Source organism: Streptomyces dangxiongensis (assembly GCF_003675325.1).
In the GTDB taxonomy this organism is placed as follows: Bacteria; Actinomycetota; Actinomycetes; order Streptomycetales; family Streptomycetaceae; genus Streptomyces; species Streptomyces dangxiongensis.
This window is the reverse complement of the sequence record NZ_CP033073.1, coordinates 7,866,773-7,879,650: the sequence shown is the minus strand read 5'-3', so window position 1 is coordinate 7,879,650 and position 12,878 is coordinate 7,866,773. Positions and strand designations below refer to the sequence as shown.

At 71.5% G+C, this 12,878-nt stretch carries 13 protein-coding genes and 1 pseudogene; 11 read left to right on the top strand and 3 right to left on the bottom strand.

All coding sequences use genetic code 11. The features are described from left to right. Window positions 1-61 precede the first annotated feature (61 nt). Complete coding sequence (locus D9753_RS35140) at window positions 62-367, top strand: hypothetical protein (protein ID WP_121790676.1); 306 nt, start codon at window positions 62-64, stop codon at window positions 365-367. Window positions 368-1,598: 1,231 nt separating this feature from the next. Next, window positions 1,599-1,877 carry a hypothetical protein gene (locus D9753_RS35130; RefSeq protein WP_121790675.1) on the top strand — a complete coding sequence of 93 codons (279 nt, stop codon included), beginning with the start codon at window positions 1,599-1,601 and terminating at the stop codon, window positions 1,875-1,877. Window positions 1,878-1,914: 37 nt separating this feature from the next. On the opposite strand, the gene D9753_RS35125 is transcribed toward D9753_RS35130, so the two are convergent. Next, window positions 1,915-2,727, bottom strand: coding sequence for an inositol monophosphatase family protein (locus D9753_RS35125; protein ID WP_121790674.1), 813 nt, complete (start codon window positions 2,725-2,727; stop codon window positions 1,915-1,917). Window positions 2,728-2,983: 256 nt separating this feature from the next. Continuing rightward, window positions 2,984-3,427 carry a MarR family winged helix-turn-helix transcriptional regulator gene (locus tag D9753_RS35120; RefSeq protein WP_121790673.1) on the bottom strand — a complete coding sequence of 148 codons (444 nt, stop codon included), beginning with the start codon at window positions 3,425-3,427 and terminating at the stop codon, window positions 2,984-2,986. Window positions 3,428-3,523: 96 nt separating this feature from the next. Here D9753_RS35120 and D9753_RS35115 point away from each other — a divergent pair, with 96 nt between their 5' ends. Together D9753_RS35115 and D9753_RS39760 are read left to right on the top strand one after the other, a co-directional pair. After that, on the top strand, window positions 3,524-4,063 hold the full coding sequence (locus D9753_RS35115) for a phenolic acid decarboxylase (protein WP_121790672.1): 540 nt from the start codon (window positions 3,524-3,526) through the stop codon (window positions 4,061-4,063). 530 nt (window positions 4,064-4,593) lie between these two features. Next, window positions 4,594-4,722: pseudogene (locus D9753_RS39760) on the top strand (IS5 family transposase); the annotation flags it as partial. A gap of 78 nt (window positions 4,723-4,800) precedes the next feature. Here the strand turns inward: D9753_RS39760 and D9753_RS35100 are convergent. After that, on the bottom strand, window positions 4,801-6,213 hold the full coding sequence (locus tag D9753_RS35100) for an FAD-dependent monooxygenase (RefSeq protein WP_121790671.1): 1,413 nt from the start codon (window positions 6,211-6,213) through the stop codon (window positions 4,801-4,803). Window positions 6,214-6,293: 80 nt separating this feature from the next. Here D9753_RS35100 and D9753_RS35095 point away from each other — a divergent pair, with 80 nt between their 5' ends. From D9753_RS35095 to D9753_RS35060, 7 genes are all read left to right on the top strand, one after another. Beyond that, window positions 6,294-6,944 (top strand): TetR/AcrR family transcriptional regulator C-terminal domain-containing protein, encoded by a 651-nt coding sequence (locus D9753_RS35095; RefSeq protein ID WP_121790670.1) that lies wholly within the window; start codon window positions 6,294-6,296, stop codon window positions 6,942-6,944. A gap of 256 nt (window positions 6,945-7,200) precedes the next feature. Then, complete coding sequence (locus D9753_RS35090; protein WP_121790669.1) at window positions 7,201-8,943, top strand: pyruvate dehydrogenase; 1,743 nt, start codon at window positions 7,201-7,203, stop codon at window positions 8,941-8,943. A 178-nt stretch (window positions 8,944-9,121) separates the two neighbouring features. Further along, entirely contained in the window at window positions 9,122-9,493 is a 372-nt protein-coding gene (locus D9753_RS38485; protein WP_240468381.1) for an alpha/beta fold hydrolase, read from the top strand. Window positions 9,494-9,628: 135 nt separating this feature from the next. Continuing rightward, a complete protein-coding gene (locus D9753_RS35080; protein ID WP_121790668.1) occupies window positions 9,629-10,354 on the top strand; it encodes an alpha/beta fold hydrolase in 726 nt (241 codons plus the stop codon). A 74-nt stretch (window positions 10,355-10,428) separates the two neighbouring features. Beyond that, window positions 10,429-11,286, top strand: coding sequence for an alpha/beta fold hydrolase (locus D9753_RS35075; RefSeq protein WP_163010882.1), 858 nt, complete (start codon window positions 10,429-10,431; stop codon window positions 11,284-11,286). 63 nt (window positions 11,287-11,349) lie between these two features. Then, on the top strand, window positions 11,350-11,568 hold the full coding sequence (locus D9753_RS38480; protein ID WP_240468380.1) for a fumarylacetoacetate hydrolase family protein: 219 nt from the start codon (window positions 11,350-11,352) through the stop codon (window positions 11,566-11,568). A 306-nt stretch (window positions 11,569-11,874) separates the two neighbouring features. Continuing rightward, the gene (locus D9753_RS35060) at window positions 11,875-12,849 is read left to right on the top strand and encodes an SMP-30/gluconolactonase/LRE family protein (RefSeq protein ID WP_121790667.1); all 975 of its coding nucleotides are present in this window, start codon (window positions 11,875-11,877) and stop codon (window positions 12,847-12,849) included. Window positions 12,850-12,878 lie beyond the last annotated feature (29 nt).

Here is a 12,878-nt window from a genome sequence, read left to right as displayed (position 1 = left end):
GCTGTATGCTCCCAACCCAGCGGCGGCCTACGCAGAGACGTCCGACGTACAAGGGGGCACCATGCTGCAGGTCCAGGACTGGTTACTTGTCGGACTCGGCGGGGTTTTCGTGATCTTCGGCCTTGTCCTCCGCTTGACGTCCCGCGGCAAGGCGGAGCTGGCAAACACGGCTTCCAAGCACCGTTTCGGCGGTGCCATCCGGTGGATGTACCCACTGTTTATTGGGCTCTGTCTACTGTTCGGTAATCTTCCGCGGCTTCTCGGCGCGCCTTACGTGGCGGTCGGAGTCTTCGACGCCATGGGCCTTTCGCTGGCGATCGCCCTGGTCGTCCTCGTGATCCGGCAGCTACGACTCAGGGTGAGGTGACGGCACGGGGACCAGGCGGGAAGTGACCTGCGCTGCCTGCGGACTATTGGACGTGGAAAGCGGTGCAACCGGTTCTTCACCGCTGGGGGAAGCAGGGGCTGACCAGCGAGCTGCCCGACCGGCTCCGCGCGACCCGTGAAACAGCGGGCCGGGATGCGGAGCCGACGGCGGGGTGATCGACTCCCAGTCCGCGAAGGACACCGCGACGGTCGAGGCCGCGACAGCGGCATGAGTTCGACCTCGACCTGTGCGGCGGCGGAGCGGGATGACGTTGCTATCACCGGCCCCGGCGTCGCCGCCGGTGGTCACCGCGCGGGTGTGGCCGTCGGACGGGCCCTCCCAGTGAGCCTCGTCGACAAGGCACTACCCCCGGCCGAGGCCCCGAATGACGCCTGTCCGGACTTGGGGGGCCACACGGACCGCAGCGCCAACCTCGCCATCACAGCGAGCGACGGGCGCTTACCGGGAAGGGCTCAATGCCCATTGCGACAGGTTCTGCGACATGCCAGAGGTCGCCGAACCGGCCGCCGCCGTCGAACAGTTCGACTGCCCCACCTGTGCCGTCCCCCGCGGGAGGCACCTGCCGCACCCGAGGCGGCAAGCCGAAGTACCAGACCCCGCGCTTCATGCTCGTCCCCCAGCTCCGCACCGAACTCGAAGTCCGCACCCCCGCCGACCGCGGGCCCCGGCGGTGCCCCACGGGAGGAGGGCGGCGCCGGGGCCGAGTGCGGACACCGTGACGCGGGCGGTCGGCTGACGGGGATGACGTAGGCGGGCGGAGTGGGTGCGGATGTGCGTGGGCAGAACCAGCACGGTCCTCGGATCAGGGCCCGCCCGGGAGGTCATCCGATGCGCTGTACCCGCGAGTTCGTCACTGCGCTCGCCACCGTCGGTAGCGCAGACAGCCTCGCCCGCGACACCCGAACACTTTCGCACCTACTTCCCGCCGGGCCTTCGTGCGGGTGAGTTCTTCCTCTCGTCAGGGCGCGGCGCGGTCACTTCGGACAGGCTGGGAACGCTGTAGCACCAGCGCGCTGCGAGGGCACGTGCGGGTCGACGTCGGAGACACCTGATTTGTTCTCAGCAGCGCCTTCCGCCGGCCGACGCGTCCGACTGACTTATCTCCCCCGTACCCGGCCGACGCCGGTGTGCTCTGGCGGATGTCGCAGCACCCCCGGAGACCGCACCCGGACCGCGACCGAAGCCCCCCACGCGCCGAAACAGGTATTCCATGCGCTTCTCGATCCGCCGAATGCAGCGCCCGCAGCCCTGGGCCGTCCTCGGTGCCCTGGTGATCCTGCTCGCCCTGGCCGTCGTCCCTGCCCAGCGCGCCCACGCTGTCAACGGGAGCACCTCGCCGTGTGCGCTGCGGGGACAGGGAACCGCGCTCAACGAGGGCCAGAACACCGACTACACCCAGTACCTGAATCCCATCGGCACCAAGAACATCGGCGTGGTGTACGTGGACTTCCCCGACACAACCGGCGCCGGTGATGTCGCGGACTACTAGAGTCGGGCTGGAGGAACGATGCCGGTCGCTTCGACGGTCAGGCGATCGGCGAAAGGACTGCCAGGGCGGCGGTGTGGACGCCGGGGGCGGCGGCCAGGAAGTCCCGGCCGGCCGTGCTCCACGGTTCGCCCGCCAGATCGGTGACGGTGCCCCCGGCCTCGGACACCAGCAGGGCACCGGCGACCAGGCCCGAGCGGACGTCGGAGAACTGCCAGAAGGCGTCCATGCGTCCGGCGGCGACGTGGATGAGCTGCATCGTGGCGGGAACGGACACGCGTACGACCAGTCCGCTCGCGAGCATGGCGGTGACCGACTCGCCGATCCGCCGGAAGGTGCGCATGTCCTCGCCGGGCCTGGCCTGACCGGTGCCGGTGAGTGTCGCGCCCAGGTCGGTCTTGGCGGACACCTTCAGGGGCCGGCCGTCCAGGTGGGCGCCGCCGCCGGCGACGGCGGTGTAGGTTTCGCCGGTCAGCGGCAGGTGGACCACGGTGAGCACCGGCTGGTTGTCGCGGACCAGGGTGGCGGTGACGGCCCAGTCCTCCATGGCGTGGACGTGGTTGATGTTGCCCTCGGCGGGGTCGACGACCCACCACTCCCCGGGCGGGAGCGCGCCGCCGGCCAGCTCGTCCTCGGCCCACCGCGATCCGGGCCGGGTCCGCAGCAGCGGCTCCCGCAGCACATCCAGCACCGCGTCGTCGTTGGCGTGGATCTCGTCGACGATCTCGTCCAGGCTCACACCCCGGGCGTGCGGGGTGCGGCGGTCGAGCAGGGTGCGCCCGGCGGTCCGCACCAGGGACGTCACGTCGGCGAGGAGCGACGTGCCGGCGGCGAAAGGCATGGTGGTGCTCATGGCGGGCTCCTGGGGTTCGGTGACTGCGGGGGGGCTCGTCCCGTGCCCGCACCTCGAAGGTAGGCCGCACGATGATTAACAACAAGTGCATGCTATTCACTCGTAGAGTTACTCTTATGCAACTGGATCAGTCCTGGGCCGCCTCCGCGATGCCACCGGTGACCAGCCGTGGCCGGAGCCGCATGCGGTGCGGGAGCAACAGCCCGGTGCCGGCCGTCGAAGTGCCCCCGAACCACCTCCTGGGGTTGGGCCCCTGTCATGCCCGTTCGCCTTCGCCCTCCAGCGTGGCGAGCAACTCGGCGAGTGCGGGCAGGGCCCTGTCGAGGGCTTCTCGGCTCTGTGGGGTGAGCTGGTCCAGTGCGCCCTGCAGCGCGCCGGTACTCACGCGGTCGTAGCGGTCCAGCAGGTCGAGGGCCCGGGGGGAGGCCGCGAGGTGGACGGTGCGCAGGTCTGTCGACGAGGGCGTGCGCTCGATGAGGCCGGAGGCGGTCATCGTGCGGACCAGGTTGCTGACGGTGGACGGTGCGACCCGCAGCCGGGCGGCGACCTCGCGCGGGGTGAGCGGGCCGGCACCGGAGAGCGCCCGCAGCAGCTCGATCTGGGCCTCGGGGAGATCGGGCAGGTCGTCGGAGCGGCGTGTGCGCAGTACGGCCCGGCGCAGCGGGCCTATGAGTCGGCCGAACTCGGTCGCGGTGTCCATAGCTCTATTATGCCCGAGATTTAGTTTTGACATAAAATAGTTTTGTGGCAAACTGAATGCGTCGACCACCACGACGGCACCACGAGGAGAAGCCACATGACCGGTGACGGAGCTCACGAGACCACCGTCCAGGACCCTGTCCCGCCGCAGGACCTGGCCGGGATCGTCGGCCACCGCTTCATCTACACCTACGCCAACGGCTGGCAGTACGAGATGTACGTGAAGAACGCCACCACCATCGACTACCGCATCCACAGCGGCATGGTCGGCGGTCGCTGGGTCAAGGACCAGCAGGTCGACCTCGTCCAGCTGGACGACGACAGCTACAAGATCGCCTGGAACGAGCCCACCGGCACCTCGGTCGCCGTCAACGTGATGCCCGCCAAGCGGCGCCTGCACGGCGTGATCTTCTTCCCGCACTGGGTGGAGGAGCACGGCGAGCGCACGGTCTGCTACCAGAACGACCACCTGGACGAGATGCGCAAGTACCGCGACCAGGGGCCGACCTACCCGATCTACGTGGTCCCCGAGTTCGCGAAGATCACCCTCTTCGAGTACGTCGGCGCCGACGATGACACCGTCATCTCCATCGCCCCGGGAGACCTTCCGGAGGGCTGGTCCAACCGCACCAACTGACCCCACACGCCGACCCCGCGCCGCACGCCGCCACAGAGTCGGCCGGAGGAGGCGGTGGTCGGCGCGGCACCGGCCCCTTGGCGGGTGCTTGACCGCTCGCGCCTGGTCACTCAGCCGCCGGCGTCGGCTGGGACGTGATGCGATCGGGCAGGCCACGAGCGCCAGGCCCCCGGCCATGGGCCCGACCACGGCAGGTCAGCGCGGGCCCGGCTTCGGCATCCCGCGGCGAGGGGCGAGCGGCCGCCGAGCCGGCCGAGCCGCTTGTGGTTGGCGGCGCCTGGCCGGCGGGCCGAGGCGAGCGCCTCCCGGCTGGCTCGACGCCGTCCGTCAGGACGGCCTGCCCAGCCTCCACACCCTCGCCGCAGGCATCGACCGCGACCGCGACGCCGTCATCGCCGGCCTGACTCTGCCCTGGAGCTCGGGCGTCGTGGAAGGGCACGTCAACCGGACCAAGATGCTCAAGCGCCAGATGTTCGGCCGCGCGGCCCGCGAAGGCGTCCCGGCTGTCGCCGAAGGCGCTGCGTCTGGCCGTAGACGGCAACGGCCGCCCGCTGGCCGTCGTAGTCGGCCCCGGCCAGGTCCACGACGCGCAGGTCCTCCCGCTCCCGCTGGGTGACATCCGGGTCCCGCGACTCGGCCGCGGCAGGCCGCCCGCTACGACGAACGCGCGATCGTCTAGCATTCCGCAGCCGTGCCGGCGGCGGTCATCACCTGGCTACGGAATCGAGAGACACGACCTAGGCCGCCAGGAAGGCTCCTGTCCGTTCCGCGTACTGCCGCAGGCCCTCGGCCGTCTCGCCCGCCCAGCCGACGTACCCGTCCGGCCGGACCAGGAAGACGCCCGGGCCGTACGACGCCGGAGCGGCGGGCAGGGACCGGAGCCCCGGTGCCGAGGCGCCGAGCAGCGTCCAGTGCGGGCCCCGGAACGCGTCGAAGAGGCGTACGCCGGCCACCGTGCCGTCCGGGGCGCGGTCGCCTGCGCGGACCCCGGACGGAGCCGTGCGCGTGTCCACGCTGAGCGACGACTCCCGGTATTCCAGCTCCAGTTGCACCGTCGCCTTCCCGCGCTGTACGTCGCCGCGGTGCACCCCCGTCGACAGGTCCAGCATGGCGGCGGCGTTCGCCCGCCGCTCCTCCTCGTAGCTGTCCAGCAGTGTCTCCGGCGCCCCGCCCCGCAGTACCGCGCCCAGCTTCCAGCCCAGGTTGTAGGCGTCCTGGACGCTGGTGTTCAGGCCCTGCGCCCCGGCCGGCGAGTGCACGTGCGCCGCGTCGCCCGCGAGGAACACCCGGCCCGCCCGGAACCGGTCCGCCAGGGCGGCGCGCGGCCGGAAGTCGGACGCCCAGCGCACCTCGGTCACGTCCTCGGCGTTCAGGTGCGTGTACCGGTCCACGAGCTTGCGGATGCCGTCGGGGGACACGTCCGGTGCCGAGCCCTCCGGCAGGCGCGCCTGGAGCTGGAAGTCCTCCGTGCCGGCCAGCGGGCACAGCCCGAGGGCGCTGCCGTCGTCCTTCGGGAAGGTGTGCCAGTGGTCCCGGTCCAGGCCGTCCAGCCGCAGGTCCGCGACGACGAACGGCGCCGGGTCGACGGCCTCCCCGGTCAAGTCGATGCCCAGGGCACGCCGGCCCGCTGAGCGTCCGCCGTCGCACGCGACCACGTACCGCGCGCGGACCGTCGTACCGTCGGCGAACCGCACGCTCGCGCCGTCCGCGTCCTGTGTCAGGCCCGTCACCTCCCGTCCGAAGGCGACCGGCCCTCCCCCGCGCTCGACTTCGCTTGCGAGGGGGGACCCCCGCCGTCCGGTCAGCCGCCCGTACAGCACCTCCTGCGTCCGCCACTGCGGGATCATCCGCGGCTCGGTGTACGGCGTGCCCTCGCCGGCCTCGACCTTCCCGAACATCGACTGCTCGCCGACCCGTGCGCCGTCCTTCCAGATCATCCGGCTCGGGTAGGGCCCGCTCGCCGCCAGGACGGCGTCCAGCACGCCGAGGTCGTCGAAGACCTCCAGGGTGCGCGGCTGGAGCCCCTTGCCGCGCGATCCGGGGAAGAGCCCCGGGGCGCGCTCCACCACCAGGGCGTCCACCCCGCGCCGGGCGAGGTCGATGCCGAGGGTGAGACCCGTCGGACCCGCACCCACGATCAGGACATCCATCACGAATTCTCCTTAACGTTGTTAAGTTCCGGTGCTCATGAGAGTGCCTTTAACGCCGTTAAGCTGTCAAGCTGTGCAGCGTGAGTACGGAACGACGGGCACCCCTGGACCGCAACCGGGTCGTGGACACCGCGCTGCGATTGCTGAACGAGGCCGGGCTGGAAGGGCTCACCCTGCGCGCCATCGCCAGGGAACTGGACGTCAAGGCGCCCGCGCTCTACTGGCACTTCAAGGACAAGCAGGCCCTGCTGGACGAGATGGCGACGGAGATGTACCGGCGGATGGTCGCCGATACCGCGCTCGACCCCGCCGACACCTGGCGGGAACGGCTGCTGAAGATCAACCGCGGACTGCGGACCGCGCTGCTCGGCTACCGCGACGGCGCCAAGGTCTTCAGCGGCTCACGCTTCACGGGCACGGGCCACGCCCTCGAGCTGGAGGCCAACCTGCGGCTGCTGACGGAGGCCGGACTGACCCTCGCCCAAGCGGTCGACGCGGGGCGGACGGCGCACATGTACACCCTCGGCTTCGTCACCGAGGAACAAGGTGTGCAGCCCCTCCCGGGCGAGCGCCGGGAGGGGTACGACGTCGACGAACGCGCCCGGCGCCTGGCCGGCTCCCCACTCGCGGCGGAGGCCGGGAAGCTCCTCTTCGACGACTACGACCGGCAGTTCGAGGAGGGGCTGGCGCTGCTCGTCGCCGGGGTCGGGGCACGGTACGGAATCAACTGAGCGGACCGGCGCCCGACAGGCAGGGCTGGACGAGGCCGCCGCCCCGCGAGGAACAGGATGAGCAGTCGCGGTGACATGCACTTCCCGGGCGCGTCTTGCGCCAGCTTGTGACCGTCCAGATCGGAAACGGACACGGCTGTCCCGCCAAGCAGGTCGGGGCGCTCCTGGGCTCGGGGCGGTGCACGGGGAAACAACCGGCTCGCCGGGCGTCTTCATAGCCTGGCCGCGACCCCCGAGCAACCACCTGAGGAGCACCATGGCCAGACAGTCCGTGGCCGAGCAGTACGTCGATCTCCTGGCACGCGCCGGCGTGCGTCGCATGTACGGGGTGGTCGGTGACAGCCTGAACCCCGTCGTCGACGCGGTCAGACGGCATGACTCCCTGGAGTGGGTCCAGGTCCGGCACGAGGAGGTCGCGGCCTTCGCCGCCGGTGCCGAAGCCCAGCTGACCGGCAGGCTCGCCGCGTGCGCGGGGTCATGCGGGCCGGGCAACCTGCATCTGATCAACGGTCTGTTCGACGCGCACCGTTCGATGGCACCTGTCCTCGCCCTGGCGGCGCAGATCCCGAGCGGCGAGATCGGCACCGGGTACTTCCAGGAGACCCATCCCGACCGGCTGTTCGAGGAATGCAGTCACTACTCGGAACTGATCTCCTCGCCCCGGCAGATGCCGCGGGTGGTGCAGACGGCGATCCAGCACGCGGTCGGCCGGCGCGGGGTGTCGGTGGTGTCGCTGCCCGGAGACGTGGCCGCCGAGGACTCCCCGGCCGGCGGGGCGGAACTCGCCATGCCGCTGGACCGGCCGGCGGTCCGGCCGGCGGACGAGGAACTGGCCCGGCTGACCGAACTGGTGGACGCTGCCGAGAAGGTGACGGTCTTCTGTGGCCGGGGTGTCGCCGGCGCCCACGCCGAGGTGATGGCGTTCGCCGAGAAGGTCAAGGCTCCCGTGGGCCACGCGCTGCGCGGCAAGGAGCACATCCAGTACGACAACCCGTACGACGTCGGCATGTCCGGCCTGCTCGGCTACGGCGCCGCCTACCAGGCGATGCACGAGTGCGATCTGCTGCTGCTCCTCGGTACGGACTTCCCGTACACGGACTTCCTGCCACGCAACGTGCGGACCGTGCAGGTCGATGTGCAGCCCGAGCGGCTGGGACGGCGCACGCAGCTCGACTTCGCCGTGTGGGGAGATGTCCGCGAGACGCTCCGGGCCCTGACACCCGCCGTGCGGGAGAAGGCGTCCCGCCGGTTCCTCGACCGCATGCTGGACCGGCACGTCCACGCCCTGGAGGGCGCCGTCGGCGCCTACACCCGCAAGGTCGACCAGCACACCCCGATCCACCCCGAGTACGTGGCGTCCGTGCTCGACGAGGAGGCTGCCGATGACGCGGTGTTCACCGTGGACACCGGTATGTGCTGCGTGTGGGCGGCCCGCTACCTGACGCCGAACGGTCGGCGCCGCATTCTCGGCTCCTTCGTGCACGGTTCCATGGCCAACGCGCTGCCGCAGGCCATCGGCGCGCAGTTCCTGGACCGCTCCCGCCAGGTCGTGTCGCTCTCGGGTGACGGTGGCTTCTCGATGCTGATGGGAGATTTCCTGACGCTGGTCCAGCACGGCCTGCCCGTGAAGGTCGTCGTCTTCAACAACTCCTCGCTGGGCATGGTCGACCTGGAGATGATGGTCGACGGACTGCCGCCGCACGGCACCGACTACCAGCACACCGACTTCGCGGCCATCGCCACCGCGGCCGGCGCACGGGGCATCAGGGTCGAGAAGCCCACGGAGGTGCGCGAGGCCCTGCGTGCTGCCTTCGCCCATGACGGGCCGGCGCTGGTCGATGTGGTCACCGACCCCAACGCCCTCGCGGTCCCGCCGAAGATCACCACCGAGCAGGTCACCGGTTTCGCGCTGTCCGCCAGCCGCACCGTCCTCACGGGAGGCGTCGGACGCATGATCCACCTGGCCCGGGCGAACCTCCGCAACGTTCCGCGTCCGTGAGCGGGCGACTGCCTGGTGCCGTTCTCTTCCCGGTCGGCGGCCCCCCGTCTCCCCTTCCACGATCCGAATGGGCATCGTCACCCGCCGGACTACCTGCTGCACGGTTTCCCCGAGACCTGGTACGGCCGGCGTAAGCAGATACCCGTGCTGGCGGAGCGGTTCACCGTGATCGCACCGGATGCGCGGCTACCGTGACACGGACAAGCCCGCCTCCGGCTACGACGAGCGGACCATGGCCAACGACGTCGTGGCGCTGATGGACCACCTCGGGCACGAGCGGATCGCCCTGGTCGGCCACGACCGCGGGGCCCGCGTCGGCACCCGGTTCGCCGAGGACCACCCGGATCGCATCGACCGGTTCGTGGCCCTGGACAGCATCCCCACGCGGATCATCGCCGGCCCGCCCCGCGTCGCGGTCGTGCCCGGACAGCCGCCCCCCGTATGCCACTCGTGGGCACGGACAGGCCGCACCCAGGGCGCGGACAGACACATGCACCCCGCCCGCTTCCTCTACGTTCCTCATGTGCCGGGGGCATCCCGCTCGACGTGACCCACCAACGGCGTCCAGCGGGGCAACCGCCCGACCTGGGCGGGAACTGCCCGGCCCATGCCTGCCGGGCGGTGGACCGGTGCCCCGGCAGGCAGCCCCGCATCCCGACCTCCGAACCAATGAGGGAGTTCCCCCATGTCCAGTTCTGACAAGCCGACCGTCGTCCTCGTCCACGGCGCCTTCGCCGACGCCTCCAGCTACGCGGAGGTCATTCCCCGGCTGCTCGACCGCGGCCTGGACGTCGTCGCCCCGGCCGTCCCGAACCGCAGCCTGATCGGTGACGCCGCGTACGTCGCCTCCGTCGTCCGGCAGATACCCGGCCCGGTCGTCCTGGTGGGCCACTCCTACGGTGGTGCCGTCATCACGGCCGCCGGCACCGAGGACAACGTCAAGGCCCTGGTCTACCTGGCCGGTTACGCCCTGGAGAAGGGCGAGAGCCTCGGCGAACTCCAGGGCCGCTTCCCGGACTCCGACCTTGCCGCCGCACTGGTCTACACCCCCTTCCCCATCGAGGGCACGACCGAGACCGGCACCGACGTGTCGGTCCAGCCCGACAAGTTCCCGGCCATCTTCGCCGCCGACGTCGACCCCCGCCTCGCTTCCGTCCTCGCCGTCTCCCAGCGCCCGCTCGCAGCCCAGGCCTTCGCCGACGCATCCCCCGCCGCCGCCTGGAGGACCAAGCCCTCCTGGGGCCTGGTCTCCTCCTCCGACCACACCATCAACCCCGACGTCGAACGCTACGGCTACCAGCGCGCCGGCATGACCACCATCGAGGTCGACTCCTCCCACCTGGTCATGCTCGCCCACCCCGACCGCGTCGTCGACCTCATCGAGGAAGCCGTCCGGGCCACCTCCGCCTGACTCACCCGCGACCCGCCGACCGGCAGCCCATCCGGCCGTCACGGAACGGCCTCCCCCTCCGCAGAGAGCGAACGATGAACTCACCGATCTCACGCCGTACCGTGACCGCGTCCCTCCTGGCCGGCGCCGCCACGCTGGGTGCCGCGGGCGTCGCGCACCCCGCGCCGGCAGCCGCGCCCGCCCGTCGTCCGGGCAGACCGCACGGGCGCCCGGACACGCCCACCGTCGTCCTGATCCACGGTGCGTTCGCCGACGCCTCCAGTTGGAGCGGTGTGGTCGAGCGCCTGCAGCGGCACGGCCACCGCGTGCTGGCACCGGCCCTGCCCCTGCGCGGGCTGGCGAGCGACGCCGCCTACATCCGCAGCGTCCTGGACAGCGTCACCGGACCGATCGTGCTGGTGGGGCACTCCTACGGTGGTGCCGTCATCAGCCAGGCCGCGGTCGACGCCCCGCAGGTCAGGGCCCTCGTCTACATCGCCGCCTTCGTACCCGAGGTCGGGGAGAGCGCGCTCCAGCTCACCGGCAAGTTCCCCGGCAGCACCCTGGGACAGGCCACCGTCACCCAGTACTACCCGCTGGCCGGCGGCGGGCAGGGCGAGGAACTGGTCATCGAGAAGGACCTCTTCCGCAAGCAGTTCGCGGCCGGGGTCCCCGTGCGGACCGCCCAGGTCATGGCAGCGGGACAGCGACCGATCACGCTCGCCGCGCTCAAGGAACCGGCCACCGCCGCCGCGTGGAAGAAGATCCCGAGCTGGTACCTCGTGGCGACCGAGGACCGCAACATTCCGCCGGCCGCGGAGCGGTGGATGGCCGAGCGCGCCCGGGCTCACACCGTCAGCGTGCGCGCGCCGCACGCGGTGTCCGTGAGCGATCCCGGGCCCGTCACCGACCTGATCCTGCGCGCCTCCCGTTCCGTCCGCTCCGGTCACTGACCCGGGCCCGTCACGCGTTCCCGCCCCCGACGACGTCCCACCGGAGGACAGCACCCCGCGGCCGTGGCCATCGGTCTCGACCACCGGGCCGAGGTGACGCTGCCGCGGGGCGGCCACACCGACTGGGAGGTCGAACTGGTCATCATCGGCCAGGAGGCCCGACACGTGTCCGAGGCCGATGCATGGAGCCATGTCGCGGGGCTGACGGTCGGACAGGACGTCTTCGAGCGCGTCCTTCGGACGGGAGGCCGGGCGCCCCGGGTCAGCCTCGGCAAGTCCTGACCGGCTTCGCTCCGACCGGCCCCTGGCCGGTGACCCCGGACGACCCCGACGACCCCGAGCCGACCTGCCGCCGAGCGTGGCGCACGGTCCACACCGAGCGCCACCCGGCGCCGCCGGCACCCCGGCCGGTGTCGGCACCCCGGCCGGTGTCGGCCTCGGCCGGACGCCACAACGCCGGCTCGCCCCCGGCGACGAACTCACCAGCTCCGTACGCGGTCTCGGCGAGCCGCGGCGGAGGTTCGTCGGCCGACCCCTCGAACCGCCCCGTCCCCCTCTGTGACCGATGACGAAGAAAGCAGAACTGACATGCCCGGATTCCTGACAGGGACGCGCACCGGCCTGCTGGCGTCCGCCTTGGCGGCAGCCCTCGCCGTGACCGCGGCCGGCCCCACGGCCACGGCAGCCGCCAGGTCCCGACCAGACGTGCACTTCATGGCACACCTGGACATCGCCGGCGGACAGCGACCGGAGAACATCACCCTGGAGCCCGGCGGCAGCGCCGTCGTCACCTTCGCCTACAGCCGCCAGGTGGCCCGCGTCCGCCCCGACGGCAAGGTGCGCATCCTGGCCACCCTGCCCGAACCACCGGCCGGCTCCGCCACCCCCGCCCTCTCGTCCCCCTTCCTCGGCGGCATCGTCCGCACCCACGACGGAACCCTGTACTTCCTGTACGCCACCGGCAGCAGCGATCTGACCGGCCTGTGGCGCCTGCGTCCCGGCGGCGCCGCGCGGCGCATCGCCGCGCTCCCGGCCGACGGCCTGCCCAACGGCCTGGCCCTCGACCGGCACGAACGCCGGCTGTACGTCGCCGACTCGGTCCTCGGCACCGTCTGGCGGGTGCCCGTCACCGGGGGCACGCCCACCCGCTGGGCCGTCGCACCGGAACTGGCCGCGGCCGGATTCCTCGGAGCCAACGGCATCAAGGTCCACGACGGCGGGGTATGGGTGTCCAACCTGGACAAGGGAACCGTGCTCCGTATCCCGGTCACCCGGCACGGGAAGGCCGGCCCTGTGGAGACCCGGGCAACCGGCCTGGTCGACATCGACGACTTCGCGTTCGAGGGCCACGGCGACACGCTCCTGGCCGCGATCAACGCGGACAACGAGATCGCACGGGTCGAGCCCGACGGCCGGCACGAGGTCGTGCTCACCGGCGCCGACGGACTGGAGAACCCGACCTCGCTCGCCGTACGGGGCACCACCGCCTACATCGCCAGCGGCGCCTACTTCACCGACAACGATCCCAACCTCCTGACCGCCCGGATCACCCCGGGCGAGTAGGCCGGTCTGTGCCGGCCCACCCGAGAGGC